This window comes from Kumtagia ephedrae (genome assembly GCF_003012745.1).
Taxonomy (GTDB): Bacteria; Pseudomonadota; Alphaproteobacteria; order Rhizobiales; family Rhizobiaceae; genus Kumtagia; species Kumtagia ephedrae.
Window position 1 is genome coordinate 74,442 of the sequence record NZ_PXYK01000006.1, and the last position, 19,800, is coordinate 94,241.

Annotated in this window: 28 protein-coding genes, 1 pseudogene and 1 riboswitch; of the genes and pseudogenes, 15 read left to right on the forward strand and 14 right to left on the reverse strand. The window is 66.5% G+C overall.

Annotated elements, in window-relative coordinates; genetic code table 11:
• Nucleotides 1–12 precede the first annotated feature (12 nt).
• Nucleotides 13–882, reverse strand: a complete 870-nt coding sequence (gene coxB / locus C7I84_RS07820) for a cytochrome c oxidase subunit II (RefSeq protein WP_106771609.1) — start codon at nucleotides 880–882, stop codon at nucleotides 13–15.
• Nucleotides 883–1,224: 342 nt separating this feature from the next.
• Between coxB and C7I84_RS07825 the strand changes: the two genes are divergently transcribed.
• Nucleotides 1,225–1,737, forward strand: coding sequence for an invasion associated locus B family protein (locus tag C7I84_RS07825; RefSeq protein WP_106771610.1), 513 nt, complete (start codon nucleotides 1,225–1,227; stop codon nucleotides 1,735–1,737).
• A gap of 16 nt (nucleotides 1,738–1,753) precedes the next feature.
• Here the strand turns inward: C7I84_RS07825 and C7I84_RS07830 are convergent, their stop codons facing one another.
• From C7I84_RS07830 to C7I84_RS07845, 4 genes and pseudogenes are all read right to left on the reverse strand, one after another.
• Nucleotides 1,754–2,029: a type II toxin-antitoxin system RelE family toxin gene (locus C7I84_RS07830; protein ID WP_106771611.1), complete on the reverse strand. Its 276-nt coding sequence runs from the start codon at nucleotides 2,027–2,029 to the stop codon at nucleotides 1,754–1,756.
• Complete coding sequence (locus C7I84_RS07835) at nucleotides 2,026–2,271, reverse strand: type II toxin-antitoxin system Phd/YefM family antitoxin (protein ID WP_106771612.1); 246 nt, start codon at nucleotides 2,269–2,271, stop codon at nucleotides 2,026–2,028. The genes C7I84_RS07830 and C7I84_RS07835 overlap by 4 nt, the downstream gene beginning before the upstream one ends.
• A gap of 168 nt (nucleotides 2,272–2,439) precedes the next feature.
• Nucleotides 2,440–2,727, reverse strand: coding sequence for an addiction module antidote protein (locus tag C7I84_RS07840; RefSeq protein ID WP_106771613.1), 288 nt, complete (start codon nucleotides 2,725–2,727; stop codon nucleotides 2,440–2,442).
• Between the two features lie 2 nt (nucleotides 2,728–2,729).
• A pseudogene (locus tag C7I84_RS07845) lies at nucleotides 2,730–2,888 on the reverse strand (type II toxin-antitoxin system RelE/ParE family toxin); the annotation flags it as partial.
• 93 nt (nucleotides 2,889–2,981) lie between these two features.
• Between C7I84_RS07845 and tldD the strand changes: the two are divergent.
• A complete protein-coding gene (gene tldD, locus C7I84_RS07850; protein ID WP_106771615.1) occupies nucleotides 2,982–4,397 on the forward strand; it encodes a metalloprotease TldD in 1,416 nt (471 codons plus the stop codon).
• A gap of 3 nt (nucleotides 4,398–4,400) precedes the next feature.
• Here tldD and C7I84_RS07855 read toward each other — a convergent pair whose 3' ends face one another.
• Entirely contained in the window at nucleotides 4,401–4,913 is a 513-nt protein-coding gene (locus tag C7I84_RS07855) for an RES family NAD+ phosphorylase (RefSeq protein ID WP_106771616.1), read from the reverse strand.
• A complete protein-coding gene (locus tag C7I84_RS07860) occupies nucleotides 4,906–5,277 on the reverse strand; it encodes an antitoxin Xre/MbcA/ParS toxin-binding domain-containing protein (RefSeq protein ID WP_106771617.1) in 372 nt (123 codons plus the stop codon). Before C7I84_RS07860 ends, C7I84_RS07855 begins: the two co-directional genes overlap by 8 nt.
• A gap of 297 nt (nucleotides 5,278–5,574) precedes the next feature.
• Between C7I84_RS07860 and fabI the strand changes: the two genes are divergently transcribed.
• Entirely contained in the window at nucleotides 5,575–6,393 is an 819-nt protein-coding gene (gene fabI / locus C7I84_RS07865) for an enoyl-ACP reductase FabI (RefSeq protein WP_106771618.1), read from the forward strand.
• A 35-nt stretch (nucleotides 6,394–6,428) separates the two neighbouring features.
• Complete coding sequence (locus C7I84_RS07870) at nucleotides 6,429–7,016, forward strand: histidine phosphatase family protein (RefSeq protein WP_106771619.1); 588 nt, start codon at nucleotides 6,429–6,431, stop codon at nucleotides 7,014–7,016.
• 19 nt (nucleotides 7,017–7,035) lie between these two features.
• On the opposite strand, the gene C7I84_RS07875 is transcribed toward C7I84_RS07870, so the two are convergent.
• The gene (locus C7I84_RS07875; RefSeq protein ID WP_106771620.1) at nucleotides 7,036–7,284 is read right to left on the reverse strand and encodes a DUF1344 domain-containing protein; all 249 of its coding nucleotides are present in this window, start codon (nucleotides 7,282–7,284) and stop codon (nucleotides 7,036–7,038) included.
• A gap of 163 nt (nucleotides 7,285–7,447) precedes the next feature.
• Between C7I84_RS07875 and aroC the strand changes: the two genes are divergently transcribed.
• The 4 genes from aroC (at nucleotide 7,448) to C7I84_RS07895 (ending at nucleotide 10,437) form a co-directional block, all read left to right on the forward strand.
• The gene (gene aroC, locus C7I84_RS07880) at nucleotides 7,448–8,563 is read left to right on the forward strand and encodes a chorismate synthase (RefSeq protein WP_106771621.1); all 1,116 of its coding nucleotides are present in this window, start codon (nucleotides 7,448–7,450) and stop codon (nucleotides 8,561–8,563) included.
• A gap of 105 nt (nucleotides 8,564–8,668) precedes the next feature.
• Nucleotides 8,669–9,769 (forward strand): 3,4-dihydroxy-2-butanone-4-phosphate synthase, encoded by a 1,101-nt coding sequence (ribB, locus tag C7I84_RS07885; RefSeq protein WP_106771622.1) that lies wholly within the window; start codon nucleotides 8,669–8,671, stop codon nucleotides 9,767–9,769.
• Between the two features lie 75 nt (nucleotides 9,770–9,844).
• Nucleotides 9,845–10,141: a hypothetical protein gene (locus C7I84_RS07890; RefSeq protein WP_106771623.1), complete on the forward strand. Its 297-nt coding sequence runs from the start codon at nucleotides 9,845–9,847 to the stop codon at nucleotides 10,139–10,141.
• Nucleotides 10,138–10,437, forward strand: coding sequence for a type II toxin-antitoxin system RelE/ParE family toxin (locus tag C7I84_RS07895; protein WP_106771624.1), 300 nt, complete (start codon nucleotides 10,138–10,140; stop codon nucleotides 10,435–10,437). The genes C7I84_RS07890 and C7I84_RS07895 overlap by 4 nt, the downstream gene beginning before the upstream one ends.
• A gap of 96 nt (nucleotides 10,438–10,533) precedes the next feature.
• Here C7I84_RS07895 and C7I84_RS07900 read toward each other — a convergent pair whose 3' ends face one another.
• Complete coding sequence (locus C7I84_RS07900) at nucleotides 10,534–11,754, reverse strand: MFS transporter (RefSeq protein ID WP_106771625.1); 1,221 nt, start codon at nucleotides 11,752–11,754, stop codon at nucleotides 10,534–10,536.
• A 140-nt stretch (nucleotides 11,755–11,894) separates the two neighbouring features.
• Here C7I84_RS07900 and C7I84_RS07905 point away from each other — a divergent pair, with 140 nt between their 5' ends.
• Nucleotides 11,895–12,485, forward strand: coding sequence for a TetR/AcrR family transcriptional regulator (locus tag C7I84_RS07905; protein WP_106771626.1), 591 nt, complete (start codon nucleotides 11,895–11,897; stop codon nucleotides 12,483–12,485).
• A 32-nt stretch (nucleotides 12,486–12,517) separates the two neighbouring features.
• On the opposite strand, the gene bluB is transcribed toward C7I84_RS07905, so the two are convergent.
• The 3 genes from bluB to C7I84_RS07920 all read right to left on the reverse strand — a co-directional run bounded on the left by bluB (nucleotide 12,518) and on the right by C7I84_RS07920 (nucleotide 15,927).
• Complete coding sequence (bluB, locus tag C7I84_RS07910) at nucleotides 12,518–13,228, reverse strand: 5,6-dimethylbenzimidazole synthase (RefSeq protein ID WP_106771627.1); 711 nt, start codon at nucleotides 13,226–13,228, stop codon at nucleotides 12,518–12,520.
• A 48-nt stretch (nucleotides 13,229–13,276) separates the two neighbouring features.
• Nucleotides 13,277–13,455, reverse strand: a riboswitch (cobalamin riboswitch).
• Nucleotides 13,456–13,662: 207 nt separating this feature from the next.
• Complete coding sequence (locus tag C7I84_RS07915) at nucleotides 13,663–14,310, reverse strand: FMN-binding negative transcriptional regulator (protein WP_106771786.1); 648 nt, start codon at nucleotides 14,308–14,310, stop codon at nucleotides 13,663–13,665.
• A gap of 369 nt (nucleotides 14,311–14,679) precedes the next feature.
• Nucleotides 14,680–15,927, reverse strand: coding sequence for a S41 family peptidase (locus C7I84_RS07920; protein WP_106771628.1), 1,248 nt, complete (start codon nucleotides 15,925–15,927; stop codon nucleotides 14,680–14,682).
• Nucleotides 15,928–16,123: 196 nt separating this feature from the next.
• Here C7I84_RS07920 and C7I84_RS07925 point away from each other — a divergent pair, with 196 nt between their 5' ends.
• From C7I84_RS07925 to C7I84_RS07945, 5 genes are all read left to right on the forward strand, one after another.
• On the forward strand, nucleotides 16,124–17,050 hold the full coding sequence (locus C7I84_RS07925; RefSeq protein WP_106771629.1) for a histone deacetylase family protein: 927 nt from the start codon (nucleotides 16,124–16,126) through the stop codon (nucleotides 17,048–17,050).
• A 2-nt stretch (nucleotides 17,051–17,052) separates the two neighbouring features.
• Nucleotides 17,053–17,304 (forward strand): exodeoxyribonuclease VII small subunit, encoded by a 252-nt coding sequence (locus tag C7I84_RS07930; RefSeq protein WP_106771630.1) that lies wholly within the window; start codon nucleotides 17,053–17,055, stop codon nucleotides 17,302–17,304.
• 75 nt (nucleotides 17,305–17,379) lie between these two features.
• The gene (locus tag C7I84_RS07935) at nucleotides 17,380–17,667 is read left to right on the forward strand and encodes a hypothetical protein (protein WP_106771631.1); all 288 of its coding nucleotides are present in this window, start codon (nucleotides 17,380–17,382) and stop codon (nucleotides 17,665–17,667) included.
• Nucleotides 17,664–17,873 (forward strand): hypothetical protein, encoded by a 210-nt coding sequence (locus C7I84_RS07940; protein WP_133170072.1) that lies wholly within the window; start codon nucleotides 17,664–17,666, stop codon nucleotides 17,871–17,873. Before C7I84_RS07935 ends, C7I84_RS07940 begins: the two co-directional genes overlap by 4 nt.
• Nucleotides 17,874–17,890: 17 nt before the next feature.
• Entirely contained in the window at nucleotides 17,891–18,181 is a 291-nt protein-coding gene (locus C7I84_RS07945; protein ID WP_106771633.1) for a DUF2277 domain-containing protein, read from the forward strand.
• Between the two features lie 109 nt (nucleotides 18,182–18,290).
• Here C7I84_RS07945 and C7I84_RS07950 read toward each other — a convergent pair whose 3' ends face one another.
• On the reverse strand, nucleotides 18,291–18,539 hold the full coding sequence (locus C7I84_RS07950; protein WP_245428346.1) for a type II toxin-antitoxin system RelE/ParE family toxin: 249 nt from the start codon (nucleotides 18,537–18,539) through the stop codon (nucleotides 18,291–18,293).
• Nucleotides 18,536–18,760, reverse strand: a complete 225-nt coding sequence (locus C7I84_RS07955; RefSeq protein ID WP_106771634.1) for a hypothetical protein — start codon at nucleotides 18,758–18,760, stop codon at nucleotides 18,536–18,538. Before C7I84_RS07955 ends, C7I84_RS07950 begins: the two co-directional genes overlap by 4 nt.
• Nucleotides 18,761–18,818: 58 nt before the next feature.
• Here C7I84_RS07955 and C7I84_RS07960 point away from each other — a divergent pair, with 58 nt between their 5' ends.
• The gene (locus C7I84_RS07960; RefSeq protein ID WP_106771635.1) at nucleotides 18,819–19,739 is read left to right on the forward strand and encodes a pirin family protein; all 921 of its coding nucleotides are present in this window, start codon (nucleotides 18,819–18,821) and stop codon (nucleotides 19,737–19,739) included.
• Nucleotides 19,740–19,800 lie beyond the last annotated feature (61 nt).

The window sequence follows — 19,800 nt, forward strand, 5'->3', positions numbered from 1 at the left end:
TGCGCTACGCGCTCAGTTGCCCGCCACCGCGACCGACGGCGCGCCGTCGACGGCGGCCATCAGCGCCCGGTTGGCGCCGTTGAGGTCGGTGCGGGCTGCCGTCAGCCAGGCGTTGTACTGCTCGTCCGAGACGACGCGGATCGCGATCGGCATGAAGGCGTGGTCCTTGCCGCAGAGCTCGGAGCACTGGCCGTAATAGAGCCCCTCCTTGCGCGCGTTGAACCAGATCTCGTTGATGCGGCCCGGCACCGCGTCCGTCTTGATGCCGAAGGCCGGCATGGCGAAGGCGTGGATGACGTCGGCGGCGGTGACCAGCACGCGCACGGTGGCGTTGACCGGAACGACAACCTCGTTGTCGACGGCGAGCAGCCGCGGATACCTGGCCCTGTCCTCCTTGCCGGCGGCGGCCCGGTCGGCGTCCTGGAGAATTGCCGAATTGAAGGAAAGCGGCTCGTCGACCTGGTATTCGTAGTCCCAGTTCCACTGGTTGCCGGTCGCCTTGATGGTGATGCTGGCCTCTTCCGGCGGGTTGTACTGGGCGGTCAGCAACTGGAAGGACGGCACGGCGATGAACAGCAGCACGACGACCGGGCCGACTGTCCAGATGACCTCGATCAGGGTGTTGTGGCTGGTCCGCGACGGGACCGGATTGGCGCTCGCCCGGAACTTGACGATGCAGTAGGCGAGCAGCCCCAGAACCAGGACGGTGATCGGGACGATGAACCAGAGCGTCCAGACCTCGAACCACTCGATCTGCTCCATGATGCCGGTCGCGGCTTCCTGGAAACGCCACTGCCAGGGATGCGGCTGGTCGGCAAAGGCGGCGGCCGCCGAACCAAGGATGAGCGCCAACGTCCCGGCACCGGTCACAAGTCTCTTCATTGCCCTCTTCACTCCCGCTTCGACGCCCGTCGCGCATCGGCATGGCTCGACCGCCGGAAAGGGAATCCCGGCGCCGTTCGGCTGGTTCAAACCATACTCTGTTTCCGACCGCAAGGAAGGAGCACCGGGTGGCATGCGGCATTTTTGCGCGCGATGCGGGCGCCGTTCCGGCGGCTCCCGCGACCACCGACCGCACCGCCGGGGGAGCCACCGCGCGGCATGCGGGGCGCTGCGCTGCGGAAAAGCCGGGCAAATCGGCCGCCCCGACTGGCCGGGCCGGCCCGATGTCCTATAGTTGCCATGATTGCGGCGGAAAGCGCCTTGATTCGTAACGGAGCCTCCATGAGACCCGGCCTTTCGAAAGCCCTCGCGAGCCTGTTCGGCCTCGCGCTACTCGCGACGACCCTGCCCGCCGGCGCACAGCAGAGCGGCAAGGTGCGCGCGACTCACGGCGCCTGGTCGATCATCTGCGACACGCCAGCCGGGGCGACCGCCGAGCAGTGCGTGATGATGCAGAACGTGATCGCCGAGGACCGGCCGGAAATGGGCCTTTCGGTGGTGGTGCTGCGCACCGCCGACAACAAGGCCGAGATCCTGCGGGTGCTGGCGCCTCTCGGCGTGCTGCTGCCCAACGGCCTCGGCCTCAACATCGACGGCAAGGACATCGGCCGCGCCTATTTCGTGCGCTGCTTCGGCGACGGCTGCTATGCCGAGGTGATCCTGGAGAAGCCGCTGCTCGACACGCTGAAGACCGGCAAGGCGGCGACCTTCATCGTCTTCCAGACACCCGAGGAAGGCATCGGCATCCCGGTCGACCTCTCCGGCTTCGGCGAGGGTTTCGCGGCGCTGCCGTGACCCGGGCGTAGCCTGCTCAGCGCCGTCGCGCGGCTTCGTAGACTTCACTTCGTTCGCGTTTGCCCACCGCCACAACCGTGACCGTGATGGTTTCGTCCGCAACGCGGTAGACCAGACGGTAACCCGACTGGCGGAGCTTGATCTTGTAGTGGTCCGGCATCCCATGAAGGGCCGAGGCCGGAACGCGCGGGCGTTCAAGCAGTTCGCGCAGCTTCTTGACGAATTGCGCGCGGATCGTCGCTCCGAGCTTGTCCCACTCCTTTCGGGCGGATGGCAGGAATTCCCAGCCTATAGGGCATCTATGTCGACCGGCACGCCTTTCTCGCCGGCACGCGCCTTGGCTATTTCCACAAGGTCGAGATCGTCGAGACGCTCGAGCATGGCTTCATAGACGTCAGCCGGGACCATGTAGGCCATGACCCGATTATGGTTCAGAATGGCGACAGGCTCGCCTTTTGCGGATTCGATCACCGACGACGGGCTTTTCCTGAGGTCGGAAATCGAGACTCCCAGGGCGGCTTCGATGCGCCGCATGGCTTGTTCATCCTTCGGATTTCTCAATCGCACCTTATTCAGTGCGAAATTTCGTACATATTTTGACATCCGTGACAATGGTTGCAGTTTTCCGATGAACGCAATCCAGGAGAGGATGCAGGCAGATAAGGAGCGCCGCCGGCGGTCATACTCACCAGGTCTCTGGTATCAGTTGGCGGGAACCGCCGACAGTCGCAGGCCGAGAGCCTTCATGACCTTGGCTACCGTTGCAAATTCCGGACGCCTCTCCTCGCTCAAGGCGCGGTAGAGGGATTCCCGCGACATCCCGGTCTCCCGGGCGATCTGGGTCATGCCCATGGCGCGGGCGACGTCTCCCAGCACGGCGGAAACAAGCGCTGGATCGCCGTCCTCCATCGCCGCATCGATATAGGCGGCAATCGCCTCGGGACTGTCTAGATGCTCTGTCGCATCCCATCTGGTTGTCTCGGTCGCCATTTTCATTCCTTCCATCCCGCGGCGATGGTTTTGGCCAATGCGATGTCCGAAGCCTGGCTCGACTTGTCGCCGCCGCAAAGCAGGATGATCAGAGTCCCGCCGCGTTTTTGGAAATAGACACGGTAGCCGGGGCCATAGTCGATCCTGAGTTCGCCAATACCGATCATGACTGAACCGCGGCCATATCCGCGCTTGTGCTGGAAAGTGGACCTCGGAAGGACTAGATCAAGCCCTTCGCAAAACGAGACTCCACAATGCCCATTCCGCTGACCCAAAGATTCGATATCCCCGAGAGCCGCCTGAAGGCGCTCGTCGCCGACACGATTTCCGGCGCCGACGACGGCGAGCTCTTCCTCGAATACAGCGAGAGCGAAGCGCTGATGTTCGACAACGGCCGGCTGAAGACGGCCAACTTCAACACCGAGCAGGGTTTTGGGCTGCGCGCGGTGGCCGGCGAGGCGACGGGCTACGCGCATTCGAGCGAGCTCTCGCATGCGGCGCTGCTGCGCGCCGCCGATGCGGTGTCGGCGGTCAAGGGCGGCTATTCCGGCACGCTCGCCGAGGCGCCGCCGCGCACCAACCGCCATCTCTACGGCGAGGAGAACCCGACCGGATCGCCCAGTTTCGAGGGGAAGGCGAAGCTCTTGCAGGAGATCGATGCCTGGGTGCGGGCCGAGGACCCGCGCGTGCGCCAGGTGACGGCGTCGCTGGTGTCGTCGTGGCAGCAGGTCGAGATCGTGCGCGCCGACGGCCAGCTGGTGCGCGACGTGCGCCCGCTGGTGCGTATGAACGTCTCGGTCGTGGTCGGCGACGGCGACCGCCAGGAATCCGGCTCCTACGGCATGGGCGGCCGCAAAGGTTTTGGCGAATTCCTTGTGGAGGACAGCTGGAAGCATGCGGCGAAGGAGGCCCTGCGCCAGGCACTGGTCAATCTGGAGGCGATCCCCGCCCCCGCCGGCACCTTCGACATCGTGTTGTCCTCCGGCTGGCCGGGCGTCATGCTGCACGAGGCGGTCGGCCACGGGCTGGAAGGCGACTTCAACCGCAAGAAGACCTCCGCCTTCGCCGGCCTGATGGGCCAGCAGGTCGCCGCCAAGGGCGTCACGGTGGTCGACGACGGCACGATTGCCGAGCGGCGCGGCTCGCTCACCATCGATGACGAGGGAACGCCGACCAACCGCACCGTGCTGATCGAGGACGGAAAGCTGGTCGGCTACATGCAGGACCGCCAGAACGCCCGGCTGATGGGCATGAAGGCGACCGGCAACGGCCGGCGCGAGAGCTACGCTCACCAGCCGATGCCACGCATGACCAACACCTACATGACCGCCGGCGAGCATACGCCCGAGGAGATCATCGCTTCGGTCAAGAACGGCGTCTACGCCGTCTCCTTCGGCGGCGGCCAGGTCGACATCACCTCGGGAAAATTCGTGTTCGGCTGCACCGAGGCCTACATGATCGAGGACGGCAAGGTGACCCGGCCGATCAAGGGCGCCATGCTGATCGGCAACGGCCCGGACGCCATGCACCGCGTCAGCATGGTCGGCAACGACATGAAGCTCGACACCGGCATCGGCATGTGCGGCAAGGCTGGCCAGGGCGTGCCGGTCGGCGTCGGCCAGCCGCATCTCAGGATGAATCAGATGACGCTCGGCGGGACGAGGGTGTAGCCTTCAGACCCACGAGGCCGGCGATTTCGGCAGCCGGCCTTCCGGATCGACGACGTCGAGCCGCGGCGCGCCCGCGGCATTCCACCGCCACAGAGCGACGCAGGTGCCGCCCGGCGACATGATGGACGGGTAGATCACGCCATCGGCGCCCTCCCCCAGCAGCTTCCCGCGCAGCCTGTGCGTTTCGGGCTGACCGCCCGCATCAAGGATCGCCCGCCACTCGCAGTGGTGGATGTCCGGCGTCAGGCCGAGCCGCTCGAAAACCCGCAAGTCGATAAGGTCGACAAGCCTTGCGCCGGTCAGTTCGAGCCGGGCTATCAATGCCGGGTGCTGGACAAAACCCTGATTGTACTCGGCCCAGGCCGTCGACAGCTCGCGCGCTGCGTAGATGGTCGGGGCACCGACCGGGTTCCAGCGGCCGCCGAAGCGAGCCGCGCCGTCGCCCGACAGCGGCAGCCAGGGCCAGCGCGGCACGTAAGCGCGCCACAGAACCAGCCCCGCCGCCGCTTCAGGCATAGACGCCGGCGCGGACGGCCTCCAGATAGGCCAGCACCTTGTCGGCCTTGCCCTCCCGGACGAGGTCGTGGGCAGTCTTGCCCGCCCAGCCGGGGATCGGCTGGTGCTTGAACCAGATCGCCGCGCGGTCCTCCCCGCCGGCCATCTCGCCCGCCATCGCCAGAATGCGCACCACCGGGCTCAGCGCCTGATCGACCTTGCGCGCCCCGCTCTTGGCGACCAACGTGTTGCGCGCCACGCCGATCATGGCGGCGAGTTCCGCCAATGTGACGCCGAGCCGCTCGGCGACACGGCGGGCTGACAGATACGGCGTGCCGTCGCTGCCGAAGCGCTTCGCCGACGTTTGCAAGGGAGTGTTGCTCATGGTTATTACGCAACTTGAATACCCTGCGCTCAAGTTGCGCCCATTTCAAGACGTCGAGCAAGAAACCGGCCGAGCATGTCGGGGAGGCGGGTCGACGAGATCGCGCCGCGGCGTGCTCTGCGGAAGCGTCATGCCCGGTTGCCCGGCGGCGAAGCACAATCGATCATGGCTTGATGCCCCGCCCCATCGGTTTCCCGCTTGACACGCGATCGTGTGGCAGGACTTGCGCTCTTCAAAGCTTGAAGGCCGGAAAAGCGTATGCGATAGGGCGGGCGACAGCATTTCGGAGACGTTGCAATGGCGGGTGGACAGGGGCTGATGGCCGGCAAGCGCGGCCTGATCATGGGAGTCGCCAACAACCGGTCGATCGCCTACGGCATTGCCAAGGCCTGCGCCAACCAGGGTGCCGAGCTGGCGCTGACCTATCAGGGCGACGCCTTCAAGAAGCGCGTCGAGCCACTGGCGCAGGAACTCGGCGCCCACATCGTCGGCCATTGCGACGTGACCGAGCCGGAGACGCTCAATGCCGTCTTCGCCGAGGTGGAGAAACTGTGGGGCAGACTGGATTTCGTCGTGCACGCCATCGCCTTCTCCGACAAGGAGGAGCTCGACGGCCGCTACGTCGACACCACGCGCGCCAACTTCCAGCGGACGATGGAGATTTCCGTCTTCTCCTTCACCGACGTCGCCAAGCGCGCCGAGGCGCTGATGCCCGACGGCGGCTCGCTGCTGACGCTCACCTATTACGGCGCCGAGAAGGTGATGCCGCACTACAACGTCATGGGCGTCGCCAAGGCGGGGCTGGAGGCCAGCGTGCGCTATCTCGCCGTCGACCTCGGCGGCAAGAACATCCGCGTCAACGCCATCTCGGCCGGCCCGATCAAGACGCTGGCCGCCTCCGGCATCGGCGACTTCCGCTACATCCTGCGCTGGAACGAATACAATGCGCCGCTGAAGCGCACGGTCACCCCGGAGGAGGTCGGCGATGCCGGCATGTATTTCCTCTCCGACCTGTCGCGCGGCGTCACCGGCGAGGTGCACCACGTCGATTCGGGTTACCATGTGGTCGGCATGAAGGCCGTCGACGCGCCGGACATCAGCGTCGTCAAGGAGTGACGGCGGCCGTCCAACGCCTGCAACCGGGGCGCCGCATGCTTCCGCTCGTCTATTTCGTCCGGCACGGCCAGACCGCCTGGAATCTCGAGGGCCGGCTGCAGGGCCAGGCCGAGAACGACATCACCGAGCTCGGCCGACAGCAGGCGGACAGGAATGGCGCCAGGCTGCGCGAGTTGATCGACGATCCGGAAAAGTTCGACTTCGTCGCCAGCCCGATGCGGCGCACCCGCGAGACCATGGAACGCGTCCGCGCCGCCATGGGCCTTCCCCCGAAGGTCTATGTCACCGACCCCCGGCTGGTCGAGGTGAGTTTCGGCGACTGGCAGGGTTTTACGTTCATCGAGCTGGAGCAGGCCGAGCCCGGATGCACCGTTGCCCGCCACAAGGACAAGTGGAACTTCGTGCCGCCGGGAGCGGGCGCGGAGAGCTATCAGATGCTGCTCGACCGCGTGCGCCCCTGGCTCGAGGCACTCGACCGCCCGACGGTCTGCGTGACCCATGGCGGCGTCATCCGCACCGTCTTCCGCATGCTTGCCGACACGCCGCCGCGCGGCGCCGCCCGTCTCGAAATCTTCCAGGACCGCGTGCTGCGGGTAGAGGACGGCGAGTTGGAGTGGCTGTGAGGCTGGACGGCCGGCAGGGCTATTCCGGAAGCTGCATGTCGGTGATCAGGTTCTGCCCGTCGATCTCGTCATAGGCGAGCAGGACTTCCATGCCTTCCTTGATCGAATCGAGATCGAACTCGCCGGGCAGCTTGTAGGACTTTCCGTCGTCCAGCGTGATCGTCAGCGCTTCGGTGTCGATCGACCTGATTTGGCCCTCCGCCTCGGCTGCCAAAGCGGTTCCGGTGAGCATCAATACTGCGCAGAGCGCGCCGATCAGGGTACGCATGTCGAGTCCTCTTTCTGCTTTTTGTCCGCGTTTTCGCGGATGGTTCCCCCGACCTACCTGACCAGAAACAAGGGGAATGTGTCAAAACTATTTCTGCCGGTTCGCGCATTTGACCCCGTGGGAAAACGCCAATAGAAGGCGGGCGTCGGTTCGGACCCTTTCCATGTCGCACAACACGTTCGGCCATCTTTTCCGCGTCACCACCTGGGGCGAGAGCCACGGCGCGGCGCTCGGCTGCGTGGTCGACGGCTGCCCGCCCGGCATCCGCTTCACCCGCGCCGACATCCAGGCTGAACTCGACCGCCGGCGCCCCGGCCAGTCGCGCTTCGTCACCCAGCGGCGCGAGCCGGACGAGGTCAAGATCCTCTCCGGAGTAGTCGAGGACGGTGACGCGCTGGTGACGACCGGCACGCCGGTGTCGATGCTGATCGAGAATGTCGACCAGCGCTCCAAGGACTATGGCGACATCGCCCGCCAGTACCGGCCGGGCCACGCCGACTACGCCTATGACGTCAAATACGGCATCCGCGACCATCGCGGCGGCGGCCGCTCGTCGGCGCGCGAGACGGCGGCGCGTGTCGCCGCCGGCGCGCTCGCCCGCAAGGTGGTGCCGGGCCTCGTCGTGCGCGGCGCGCTGGTCGCCATCGGCGGGAAGGACATCGACCGCGCCAATTGGAATTGGGATTTCGTGCACGATGCCGAAAACCCGTTCTTCACGCCTGACCCGGCCTCGGTTCCCGTTTTCGCCGCCTATCTCGACGGCATCCGCAAGGCCGGCTCCTCGGTCGGCGCGCTCATCGAGATCGTCGCGGAAGGCGTGCCGCCGGGGCTCGGCGCGCCGATCTACGCAAAACTCGACCAGGACATCGCCGGCAATTTGATGTCGATCAATGCCGTGAAGGGCGTCGAGATCGGCGAGGGTTTTGCCGCGGCGCGGCTGACCGGCGAAGAGAATGCCGACGAGATGCGCATGGGCAATGACGGGCAGCCGATCTTCCTCTCCAACCACGCCGGCGGCATTCTGGGCGGCATCTCGACCGGCCAGCCGGTGGTGGCGCGCTTCGCCGTCAAGCCGACCTCGTCGATCCTCACCCCGCGCCGGTCGATCGACAAGGACGGCCGCGACGTCGAGGTGATGACCAAGGGCCGCCACGACCCCTGCGTCGGCATCCGCGCCGTGCCGATCGGCGAGGCGATGGTTGCCTGCGCCATCGCCGACCATTATCTGCGGCATCGGGGGCAGACGGGTAGAATTTTGCGAATAGCGAATAGGGAGTAGCGAATAGATGGTGGATATCGACAGCGTGACGCCGGGCGGCGCGCTCTTCTTCTCTATTCGCTGTTCCCTATTCGCTATTCGCTCAGCCAACGGATCGAGCGAATAATGCCCTACGATCAAAAACGAGTCGTCGAAGCCATCCGCGCCTTCGAGCGCGGCGAGATCGTCGTGGTGACCGACGACGACGATCGCGAGAACGAAGGCGACCTGATCGTGGCGGCGATCCACTGCACGCCGGAGAAGATGGCCTTCATCGTGCGCAACACCTCGGGCATCGTCTGCACGCCGATGACGCGCGAGGACGCGCGCCGGCTCAACCTGGCGCCGATGGTGGCCGACAACGATTCGGCCCACACCACCGCCTTCACCGTCAGCGTCGACTTCAAGCACGGCACCACCACCGGCATCTCGGCCGACGACCGCACGCTCACCGTGCGCAATCTCGCCAACGGCAATGCCGGCGCCTCCGACTTCGTGCGCCCCGGCCACATCTTCCCGCTGATCGCGCGCGAGGGCGGTGTGCTGATGCGTTCCGGCCATACCGAGGCGGCGGTCGACCTGTGCAAGCTCGCCAATTTGCCGCCGGTCGGCGTCATCTCCGAACTGGTCAATGACGACGGCACGGTGATGCGCGGGCCGCAGGTGGCGGCCTTCGCCGAAAAACATGCGCTGAAGCAGGTGTCGGTCGCCGACCTGATCGCCTACCGCCAGCGCAAGGAGACGCTGGTCCAGCGTCTCGCCTGCACCGAGATCGAGACGGCCGGCGGCAAGGCGCAGGTCTTCACCTACGGCCTGCCCTGGGACGTCATGCACCATCTCGCCGTGGTGTTCGGCGACATCCGCGACGGCGAGAACGTGCCGGTGCGCCTGCATTCGGAGGACGTCGTCAACGACGTGTTCGGCAAGGGCACGGCGCTCAAGGAGCTCTTGGCCTCGTTCGGCGAGCGCAAGCGCGGCGTCGTCGTCTATCTGCGCGAGGGTTCCGTCGGCGTCGCCCATGCCGGGCGCAACCGCCCGGCCAACGAGGAGCGCGAGAGCCACGAGGAGGCGCGCCGCCGCGAAGCGGAGTGGCGCGAGATCGGGCTGGGCGCGCAGATCCTCAAGGATCTCGGCGTGCAGTCGATCGACCTAGTCGCCTCGCGCGAGCGTCACTATGTCGGCCTGGAAGGGTTCGGCATCAGGATCGCCAGAACGACGATCCTTTAGGCCTGACGCGGCCGCGTTGGCGGCCGCGCAGCCGTGTGTTATGATGTACTCGACATGTAACACACGGGGGCCGCAATGGCCGACAGCACGTTCACCTTCCGCGTCGATGAAGAGCTGAAATCCGCCTTCGCCGATGCCGCCAGGGCCGAGGATCGCACGGCCGCCCAGCTTCTGCGCGTGCTGATGCGCGAGGCGGTCGAGCGGTCGCAGGCGAAACGGGAGTATGATGCGTGGTTCGATGCCGAAATCGATGCCGCGCTCAAGGAAGCCGACGACCCGAATACGGAGTGGGTTCCGCATGAAGTCGTCAAGGAGGATATGGCGAGGCAACGGGCAGAGCTTCTTGCCCGGCTTGAGGCCGGCGAGAAGTGAGGGTCGTTTGGCTGGCCAGAGCACGGATCGAACGGCAAAAGGCGATCGACTATATTGCTCGGGATAGCCCGCAGGCGGCGTTGGGCCAACTCGAAGAAATAGAAAGGCAAACCGACAAGCTGTTCGACTTCCCCGAGATCGGACGTCCCGGCCGCAAGCGCGGCACGCGCGAGCTGGTGATTACGGGTACGCCTTTCCTGGCGGTGTATCGTATTCGCGCGAAGGCAGAAGTTCAGATCCTCCGCCTGCTGCACGGAGCCCAGCGTTGGCCGCCGCGCAAGCGCCGGGATCGTTGACGGATTGTCCGGCCGCAAGCGTGCCGGAGAAGCAAATCATCCCAAATGAAAAGGGCTCCGACGTTCCGCCGGAGCCCTTTTCGCTTATGCGCCGGATCATTCCGCCGGTTGCGGGGCCGCGGCGGGCAGGCTCCTGACCCCGTCGCCGGCCAGCGTGCGCTGGCCGAGCAACACCGTGAGCAGGGAGATCGTCCCGGCGACGACGGATACCCAGAAACCGTTCTGCGCGCCGAAATTGTCGACCACCCAACCGGCCGCGAAGGCTCCGAGCGCCATGCCGATGCCGATACCGGTCATCACCCAGGTGACGCCCTCGGTCAGCATCGCCTCCGGCACGCGCCGCTCGATCAGGCCGAAGGCGGTGATGAAGGTCGGCGAGATCGCCACGCCGCTGACGAACACGGCCAGCGCCAGCAGCAGCACCGTGTCGGCGACCAGCAGCGGCAGCGTGGTCAGCGCGATGATGGCGACGGCGATGGCGAGCTGCCGCTGCAGCGCCATCTTCAGGTTGAGCGCGCCGACGATCAGGCCGACGACGAAGGAGCCGACCGCGTAGACGCCGATGACCAGGCTGGCGGCGCCGGGCTGGCCGAGCTCCTTGGTGATCGCCACGGCGCTGACTTCGGCGGTCGCGAAGATCGCGCCGATGAAGATCAGGGCGAAGGTGATGATCTGCACCGGCCTCTGCCGGATCGCCGAACCGCCGCCGCCGTGTTCCACCGGCCGCACCCGCGGCTCGGTCGAGCGCTGCAGGATGAAGGCCGCCGATCCGAATGCCAGGAACAGCGTGCTGACCAGCATTCCGGCTTCCGGGAACAGCGCCACGCTCAAGCCCACCGATACCGACGCGCCGGCGATGTAGACGAGCTCGTCGGCGGCCGATTCGAAAGCGAAGGCGGTGTTGAGCTCGGGACGGTCGCGAAAGATCTCCGTCCAGCGCGCGCGCACCATCGCCGGAATGCTGGGCATGGTGGCGGCGAGCAGCGCCGAGGCGAACAGCGTCCAGGTCGGCCATCCCTGGTTGGTGGCCGCGATCAGGGCCGTGAAGGCGGCCACGGAGACGATCGTGGCCGGCACCATCACCCTGGCCTGGCCGAGGCGGTCGACCAGCCGGGAGATCTGCGGCGCCACCAGGGCGTTGGTCAGCGCGAAGGTGGCCGACACCGCGCCGGCCAGCCAGTATTCGCCGAGCGCCTGCGACAGCATGGCGACGATGCCGATGGGAGCCATGGCGAGCGGCAGCCGCGCCAGGAAGCCGGCGGCGGCAAAGCCCTTGGCGCCTGGCGCCCTGAAGATTTCGCGATAGGGATTGGACATGGGGATGCTCCTGGATTCCCGGGGCGACGCCACTTACATACGTAGCGTATGCATTCAGATAATTGCATACGGATCGTATGTCAATTAATATACGCGTCGTACGTGAAATCAATATACCGCTCGTATGGGAAAGGACGGCAATGGCCCACAGACCGCGCAGCGAGATGATCGCGGAAACCCGCGCAAAGCTGCTCGCCGCCGCCCGCCAGGCCTTCGGAACCGTCGGCTACGCGGACGCGTCGATGGACGATTTCACCGCCGCCGCCGGCCTCACCCGCGGCGCGCTCTACCATCACTTCGGCGACAAGAAAGGCCTGCTGCAGGCGGTCATCGCCGAGATCGATGCCGAGATGAACGAGCGGCTGTGCACCATCTCGGGCCGCGCGCCGAACCGCTGGCAGGGTTTTGTCGACGAGTCTGTCGCCTATATCGAGATGGCGCTCGAGCCGGAGATCCAGCGCATCATGCTGCGCGACGGGCCTGCCGTGCTAGGCGATCCCGCGCAATGGCCCAACGCCAATGCCTGCATCTCGTCCATGACCCGGAGCCTCGCCCGGCTGAAGGCGGACGGCGCCGTCGCCGACATCGATCCGGAGGCGGCGGCGCGCCTGATCAGCGGCGCCTCCCTCTACGCGGCACAGTGGATCGCCAATTCCGATGACCCGGAAGCGACCTCGAAGAAGGCGGTGGCAGCTTTCAAGGCAATGCTGGAAGGGTTTTTGGTGCGCTGATGATTTTTTTCTTTCGGTCGGCCACGGGGCGACTACCTGCCGGCGATCGCCGCTTTCAGCCCTGTTTCGCCTTCCCCGCCGAAAGTCTCGCTCATGACGAGTTCGGCCGCCGGCATGCGGCTACGCCATCCCTGCGTCTCCAGGTCGGGTTTCTCGGCGAAGCAGGAAACGCGCCCGACGCAGAGATAGGCCACCGGCACGACATGCTCGGGAATGCCGAGCAACGCCTTCAGCGCCGCCTCGTCGAAGATGCTGACCCAGCCGACGCCGATGCCTTCCGCACGCGCCGCAAGCCAGAAATTCTGGACGGCGCAGACGGTGCTGTAGAGGTCCATCTGCGGGTTGTGCCAGCGGCCGAGCGGCGTTTCCTGCGCCCGGCTGCGGTCGCAGGTGATGCAGAGGTTGAGCGCGCTCTCGCAGATGCCCTCCAGCCGCAGCTTTTTGTAGAGCGCCTGCCTGTCGCCCGCGATCCGCTCCGCCTCCTCCAGTCGGGCGGCGAGGAAGAGGTCGCGCACCCTCTCGCGGCGCGCCGCGTCGCGGATGACGACAAAATTCCACGGCTGCATGTAGCCGACCGAGGGCGCGTGGTGGGCGGCCTCGATCAGCCGCGCCAGCACGGCGTCGTCGACCGGCTCGCCGGAAAAATGCGCGCGCACGTCGCGGCGCGTTGAGATGGCCCGGTAGACCGCCTCGCGGTCCGCCTCCTCGAAGGCATGGGCTGAAGATGTGGCGCCTGCGGGCATCGCTTGTCCCCTCGCGATCATTGGACAAGTCGATCCGCCCGGCCTTGCGGATGACCTTCCTGTCCGGCCGGTCTTCTGGCTCGGGTTCGCCCCGCCTCCGGCGCCTTCCCGCCGCAAGGCGGTGGCACATGCCGGCGCGGTCCCCCTTACAGCGTTGGGCACGCCACGGGATTCCACCGTGTTCCCGATTCTCCCGCGAGGCGGGCACCGGACAATGGCGGCACTCTATGCCGGAAAGTTATCGGACGCGACCCCCGGGGCGACATCGTCCGGCGAACATTTCCCTGAGCGTCCGTAGCGATCCGGGGAAGCGACGCCTTCCGCGCCACGCCGGCGAACGTATGCACCGCGACGCAGAAGGGACCCGGCCCGGGTGAGACGACCAGCGAAACCGCAGCGCGTGAATTACGTCGCTGGCATCATGATCGACACCGCTACGCGGAACCGGCGAGCAGGTCTTCGCGGGGGATGAGACGCGCGGCGTCACGATCGGAAGCGCGCGCGCTCGCGGCGAGGCCCGAGGCAACGCCGGCGCGGTCGGCCGCAGCGCGGTTCTGGCTCATCTTGCGCTTGCCCTCCAGGCGGGCGATCGGCATGCGCAGGCCGACGATGCCGCGTAGCTGCGCCTGGATGAAATCCGCCGGCGCGTCCGACACCGTCCAGGGCGAGGGCCGTTCGCCCTCGTGCAGATCGGTCAGGCGGCTCACGACTTGCAGCAGCCTTCCTGGATCAGTGAAGAACTCGACCGGGCCGTAGGCATGGACGGCGACATAATTCCAGGTCGGCACCACCTTCCCGGTTTCCTGCTTGGTCGCATACCACGACGGCGTCACATAGGCGTCCGGTCCCATGAAGATCGCCAGTCCATCGCCCAGCGGCGGAACGCGCCACTGGGGATTGGCCTTGGCCAGATGGCCGTAGATCACGCCGTGCTCGCGCTCGCTTTCGTCGAGGTAGAGCGGCAACGGCGTGGCCAGCGGGCCTTCCGTGGTCGCGGTGACGAAATTCGCCAGCCGTGCCGCACGGATCGTGGCCCTCAGGCTCTGCTGATCGTCGTCACGAAAGGCGGGAGGCGTATACATGGCAAGCTCCTTGCGCTGGAGGGCAAGATGCGCAGGATTTGGCTCGCTTGGAATATCCAGTTTCAAGGCTTTGCGGGTCCAGTTTGAGAACGACGGCATCCGGCGCCGGATCGTCGCGACGATCAAGAGCATGTCCACCGCGGTCTATCGACCCATGGCGGACTTCCGTCCGCGCGGCGCCTTTCCGGCCGAAATGGAACCTCTCCCCGCCCGTCCGTCACCTTCCCGCCCAAAGGCGGGGCATCATGCGGGCGCGGTCCCTGCAGCAGCGCGGCGATGGTCGTGCCGACGAGATTGGGCCGGACCGCGAGCCGAGGCCGCCGAGTTCGACTCGCCCGCCCGGGCGAGGCCGGAGCTCCGGCGCCGAACTCACCCGCGCGCCAGGATGCGCCGCATCTCCTCGGTTGCCGCCTCGCGCTGCGCGTCGCCGCCGGCCGCATAGGGCAGCCTGAACGGCACGGCGACGCTGGGCTCGACGCCGGCGCCCTCGAGGCGGACATTGTCGCCGATGACCGCGTCCGAGACCGCCAGTTCGAGCAGGCTGTCGTCCGGCAGCACATAGGCGCGGCCGGCCAGCAGGGCGCCTGCCGTGCGCGTGCCTACGAGCGGGATGCCGTTGAGCTTCAGCGCGTATGCGAACACTTCGAGACCGCTGCGCGTGCCCTCGTCGACGATGGCGACCACTGGCCGATGCCAGCGCACGTTGGCGAGAAAATCCTGGCCGCTGCGCGGGATCAGCCGGAACGGCGGCGTGCGGCCGAGGAAGAGTTCGGCCGCGTCGGCGCTGCCGCCGCCCCACCGCCCCCGCAGGTCGAGCAGCAGGCCCTCGGCATCCTTGAGCGGCCCTCTCGCAAGGGCTTCGGCCACCACCTCCATGGAGCGCGGCGCGGCAAGCGTCCACAGCCGGACATAGCCGATCTTGCGGCCGTCGCGCTCGATGATTTCCGCGCTCTGTGCAATCGCCCGCTCGAACATGGCCAGCGGCCGCAGATGCTCGACCCCAGCCTCGACGACGACCGGCTCCGCATCCGCCCGGCGGCGGAGCCTTATCCCGACCGTCATGCCGACTTTTTCCCGGAACGAGGCGATCTCGTCATAGGGTTTTCCGTCGACCGTCACGATCTCGTCGCCGACAAGAATGCCGGCCCGGTCGGCGGGCAGGCCGTCATAGACGTCGGTGACGAACCAGCGGCCGTCGTCCTGCCGGGCGACCATGCCAATGCCCGGATAGCTGGCGTCGCCGTCGGGCGGGAACAGCCTGCGCCTGTCGTCGCGGATGGCGTAGCGGAAGATGTCGGCCAGTTCGTAGTAGTCGATCGTCCCGGGGCGGAAACGGTCGGTGTGGGAGACGCCGAGGCTGGCAAGGATCGCCTCGATGGCGGCATCGACGCGGGAGGGCGGGCTTTCCGCTCCGACCGGGGACCGCGGATCTTCGATTTCGCGCCGAACCGCTTCATTGAAGCGGTCGAGCGCCGAACCGTCGTAGAACTCGCGGGTGACCAGTTGGACGGCCCGGTCGAAGACGGGATGTCCGGACCGCAGCGGCTCGGCCGCCGCCGCGACCGCGAGGCCGAGGGCAACGAGCAGCGCCAGCAGACCGGGAATCGTTCTTCGCATGTCCGTCTCCTTGCGCGGGCATTATCGGGCAACCATGGCCGGATCGGGAACGTTGTTCGACACGATTGCGTGAGCGATGCCGCCGGCGTCGCCGGGCCGCGACGGCAAAACGCGCTTGTCAGGAAGCCTGTTGAGCAACGCCGATCGTGCCATTCCCGGCCATGGCCAAAACGAAATGAGGCGCCTATATCGGGGCATGGTCACCAAGCTCTATTCGCATCCGGTCTTCCTGGAGCATCTGACGCCGCCCGGCCATCCGGAACGGCCGGACCGCCTGCGCGCCGTCACCCGCGTGCTCGACGACGAGGCTTTCGATGCGCTCGACCGCGCCGAGGCGCCGGAAGCCGATGAGGCGACGCTGCTCTATACCCATCCGGAGCGCCACGTCGAAGCCGTGCGCAAGGCGATCCCCGAGGAAGGCATCCAGGCCATCGATGCCGACACGACCGTCAGCCCGAAGAGCTGGGAGGCGGCGATCCGCGCCGTTGGCGCGGCCAATGCGGCCGTGGACGACGTGTTTTCCGGCAAGGCCGACAATGTCTTCGTCGCGTCGCGCCCGCCCGGCCACCACGCCGAGAAATCGACGGCGATGGGCTTCTGCCTGTTCAACAACGCGGCGATCGCCGCCCGCCACGCGCAGCGCAGGCACGGCGCCGAGCGCGTCGCCATCGTCGACTGGGACGTCCACCACGGCAACGGCACGCAGGACATTTTCTGGGACGATCCGAGCGTGCTCTATTGCTCGACCCACCAGATGCCGCTCTATCCCGGCACCGGCGCCAAGCACGAGACGGGCGCCGGCAACATCGTCAACGCACCGCTGTCGCCGCGCACCGGCAGCGACCTGTTCCGCGAGGCTTTTCGCGCCCGCGTGCTGCCGGCGGTCGGCGATTTCGCGCCGGATCTCATCATCGTCTCGGCCGGCTTCGATGCGCATCACCGCGATCCGCTGGCCGAGATCAACCTGACCGAAGAAGACTTCGACTGGGCGACGGGCCAATTGCTCGACCGCGCCGCGAAAAGCGCCGGCAACCGCCTGGTCAGCCTGCTGGAGGGCGGCTACGACCTCGACGGCCTGTCGTCGTCGGTGGCCGTCCATGTCCGGCGCATGATGAAAGGATGAGCATGGCCGAGGAAGCCAACACCGACATCAAGGCCATGAGCTTCGAGCAGGCGCTCGAGGCGCTGGAGCGCATCGTCGACGACCTCGAGCGCGGCGACGTGCCGCTCGACCAGTCGATCCGCATCTACGAGCGCGGCGAGGCGCTGAAGTCGCATTGCGACCGGCTGCTCAAGGCAGCGGAAGACAAGGTCGAGAAAATCCGGCTGTCGCGCGAGGGCAAGCCGGTCGGCGTCGAGCCGCTCGACGGGGAGTAGACCGACGCGCTGGGCGCTTGCTTGAAAGACCTTCCGCCTGTGACTATGATAATGTCATGTGCATAGGAGGTCGGCATGGATGTTGGCCGTGAAACCGCGACCGCACGGGTCGTTACCCTGATGACCCCGGGCGAAAAGTCCAATCTCGAGGCGAAAGCCCGAAAGGCAGGGCTTTCCGTGGGGGAGATCGTTCGCCGATCGGTGGAAGCCTACGATCCGGAAGAGATGCGCCAACTGGAGGAACTAGCCGTGCTGGCGCGTGAATTCCGGGCAAGTGCAGAGCGGGCATCGCGTGCGGTTGACCGTACCAACGCCAGCATCGAGAAAACGCTGGAGGAGCTTGCCGAGCGGCGGCGCACATGAGTGCGTTGGGCGACATCATGGCCGGTCTCAAGACGGTCGTGGAACTGACCGGCAAGGTCGAAAGGCTGGAACGGAATGTCGACAAGCTTGCAGGGCAGGTCGACGACATCGACCGCCGGCTCGTCCGGATCGAGACCGTCATCGAAATCACCCGCTCCGACGGCGCGACGTTGAGGATCGGCCGCGATCCGGAGAACAAGCCATAGGCCAGGGAGGTTGACCCATGTGCCGCAACATCAAGAACCTGTTCAACTTCGATCCACCGGCGACCGATGCGGAAATCCGCGACGCCGCACTGCAGTTCGTGCGCAAGGTCAGCGGCTCGACGCGGCCGTCGAAGCGCAACGAGGCGGCATTCGACCGCGCCGTCGAGACGATCGCGGCAGCTGCGCATGAACTGCTCTCTTCCATGGAGACCAACCAGCCGCCCCGGGATCGCGAGGAAGAGGCCATAAAGGCGCGCGCCCGTTCGGCTCAGCGCTTCCCGAAGCAGCCGGAGATCGTTTTCGAATGAGCTTCTTTCCTCGGGGAGCAGCCCGCATCTCGCTGGCGCGCAGCCGGGCGCCAGGGTCGGCTTCTCTATTCGTCCTCGTGTTCGCATTCCTGCGAAGGATGCTTGACGCTCAGCACGACAATCGCATTGTCCCCTCATCCACGGCATAATAGATCAAGTAGGAATATTTGGTCGTCACCAGTTTACGGACGCCCTCGGTCGATTGCCGCCGGCCGGCGAACGGGAACGACGTGAGCAACTGAAAAGACGAAAAAATGTTTGCCCGGACGCGTCGCGCCGCGTGCGGGCTGTGCGCTCTGGAATAATCGGCGATGCTGGCAAGATTGTCGTTGGCGCGGCGCGTAAGCCGCAGCTTCACGATGCGAACCGCCGGAACGTGGCCGCGATCCCCGCATCGCTCGCGAACTCGCCGTGCCGCATCTGCGCAAGACCTTCCAGGACATCCGGCAGATGCGCGGCATCTATGTCCTCGACAGCATCGCTTTCGGCGACTGTGAGCATCATGCGAGCGACCTCCTCCTGATCCGCGTCAGGCAGGCGCTGCACCGCTTCCACAGCCTTTCTCAAAAGTTCGTTCATGTCCGGGAGAATACGCTAGAAGGGGCGATCGCGAAAGCTGCCACGGAATAGGTGTCCCATGAGCTTCTTCCCCGGAAACGACCCCCAACCCGGCGATGCCTTCGCCTGCGACGCGATCGAGCTGATGGTGATCCCGAATGCCAGGGACATCGGCGGCTTCGAGGTGCGGCGCGCCCTGCCGACGGCGAAGCGCCGTCTTGTCGGCCCGTTCATCTTCTTCGACCGCATGGGGCCGGCGATCCTGCGCGCCGACCAGGCGCTCGACGTGCGCCCGCATCCGCATATCGGGCTCGCCACCGTCACCTATCTGTTCGACGGCAGGATCAGGCACCGCGACTCCCTCGGCACCGAGATGGTGATCGAGCCAGGCGACGTGAACCTGATGACCGCCGGACGCGGCATCGTCCATTCCGAGCGTACGCCGGAGGAACTGCGCGGCGCGCCGATGTCGATGTCCGGCCTGCAGACCTGGATCGCCTTGCCGGAGACCAGCGAGGAGGTGGCGCCCAGCTTCGAGAACACCGCCCGCGCGGTGCTGCCGACCTTCGACGACGGCGGCGTGTCGGGGCGCCTGGTGATCGGCGGCTTTTCCGGCCTGCGCTCGCCGGTGCGCACGGCGAGCGAGACGCTCTATGCCGACATCGCTCTCGCCCCCGGCGCCAGGGTGGCGATCCCCGCCGACGCCGAGGAGCGCGCCATCTACGTGCTTGAAGGCGACGTCGACATTGCCGCCGACCGTTTTCCGTCCGACCGGCTGCTGGTCTTCCGCCCCGGCGACGAGATCGTCGTGTCGTCGGAGCGCGGGGCGCATTTCATGCTGTTCGGCGGCGCCTCGCTCGGCTCGCCGCGCCACATCTGGTGGAACTTCGTCTCCTCCTCGAAGGAGCGCATCGAGCAGGCCAAGCAGGAGTGGAAGACCGGCCGCTTCGACATCGTGCCCGGCGACGAGGAGGAGTTCATCCCGCTGCCGGAGGGATGAGGCGTTGTCGGCCGTGTAGGGCTGTCACCTGCCGGACGCGGCCCGATTGACATTGCGCGCC

Coding starts and splice junctions, on each gene's coding strand:
- coxB (WP_106771609.1), bottom strand. CDS start 882: ATGAAGAGACTTGTGACCGGTGCCGGGACGTTGGCGCTCATCCTTGGT.
- C7I84_RS07825 (WP_106771610.1), top strand. CDS start 1,225: ATGAGACCCGGCCTTTCGAAAGCCCTCGCGAGCCTGTTCGGCCTCGCG.
- C7I84_RS07835 (WP_106771612.1), bottom strand. CDS start 2,271: ATGCGGCGCATCGAAGCCGCCCTGGGAGTCTCGATTTCCGACCTCAGG.
- C7I84_RS07840 (WP_106771613.1), bottom strand. CDS start 2,727: ATGGCGACCGAGACAACCAGATGGGATGCGACAGAGCATCTAGACAGT.
- tldD (WP_106771615.1), top strand. CDS start 2,982: ATGCCCATTCCGCTGACCCAAAGATTCGATATCCCCGAGAGCCGCCTG.
- C7I84_RS07855 (WP_106771616.1), bottom strand. CDS start 4,913: ATGCCTGAAGCGGCGGCGGGGCTGGTTCTGTGGCGCGCTTACGTGCCG.
- C7I84_RS07860 (WP_106771617.1), bottom strand. CDS start 5,277: ATGAGCAACACTCCCTTGCAAACGTCGGCGAAGCGCTTCGGCAGCGAC.
- fabI (WP_106771618.1), top strand. CDS start 5,575: ATGGCGGGTGGACAGGGGCTGATGGCCGGCAAGCGCGGCCTGATCATG.
- C7I84_RS07870 (WP_106771619.1), top strand. CDS start 6,429: ATGCTTCCGCTCGTCTATTTCGTCCGGCACGGCCAGACCGCCTGGAAT.
- C7I84_RS07875 (WP_106771620.1), bottom strand. CDS start 7,284: ATGCGTACCCTGATCGGCGCGCTCTGCGCAGTATTGATGCTCACCGGA.
- aroC (WP_106771621.1), top strand. CDS start 7,448: ATGTCGCACAACACGTTCGGCCATCTTTTCCGCGTCACCACCTGGGGC.
- ribB (WP_106771622.1), top strand. CDS start 8,669: ATGCCCTACGATCAAAAACGAGTCGTCGAAGCCATCCGCGCCTTCGAG.
- C7I84_RS07890 (WP_106771623.1), top strand. CDS start 9,845: ATGGCCGACAGCACGTTCACCTTCCGCGTCGATGAAGAGCTGAAATCC.
- C7I84_RS07900 (WP_106771625.1), bottom strand. CDS start 11,754: ATGTCCAATCCCTATCGCGAAATCTTCAGGGCGCCAGGCGCCAAGGGC.
- C7I84_RS07905 (WP_106771626.1), top strand. CDS start 11,895: ATGGCCCACAGACCGCGCAGCGAGATGATCGCGGAAACCCGCGCAAAG.
- bluB (WP_106771627.1), bottom strand. CDS start 13,228: ATGCCCGCAGGCGCCACATCTTCAGCCCATGCCTTCGAGGAGGCGGAC.
- C7I84_RS07915 (WP_106771786.1), bottom strand. CDS start 14,310: ATGTATACGCCTCCCGCCTTTCGTGACGACGATCAGCAGAGCCTGAGG.
- C7I84_RS07920 (WP_106771628.1), bottom strand. CDS start 15,927: ATGCGAAGAACGATTCCCGGTCTGCTGGCGCTGCTCGTTGCCCTCGGC.
- C7I84_RS07925 (WP_106771629.1), top strand. CDS start 16,124: ATGGTCACCAAGCTCTATTCGCATCCGGTCTTCCTGGAGCATCTGACG.
- C7I84_RS07930 (WP_106771630.1), top strand. CDS start 17,053: ATGGCCGAGGAAGCCAACACCGACATCAAGGCCATGAGCTTCGAGCAG.
- C7I84_RS07935 (WP_106771631.1), top strand. CDS start 17,380: ATGGATGTTGGCCGTGAAACCGCGACCGCACGGGTCGTTACCCTGATG.
- C7I84_RS07940 (WP_133170072.1), top strand. CDS start 17,664: ATGAGTGCGTTGGGCGACATCATGGCCGGTCTCAAGACGGTCGTGGAA.
- C7I84_RS07945 (WP_106771633.1), top strand. CDS start 17,891: ATGTGCCGCAACATCAAGAACCTGTTCAACTTCGATCCACCGGCGACC.
- C7I84_RS07955 (WP_106771634.1), bottom strand. CDS start 18,760: ATGAACGAACTTTTGAGAAAGGCTGTGGAAGCGGTGCAGCGCCTGCCT.
- C7I84_RS07960 (WP_106771635.1), top strand. CDS start 18,819: ATGAGCTTCTTCCCCGGAAACGACCCCCAACCCGGCGATGCCTTCGCC.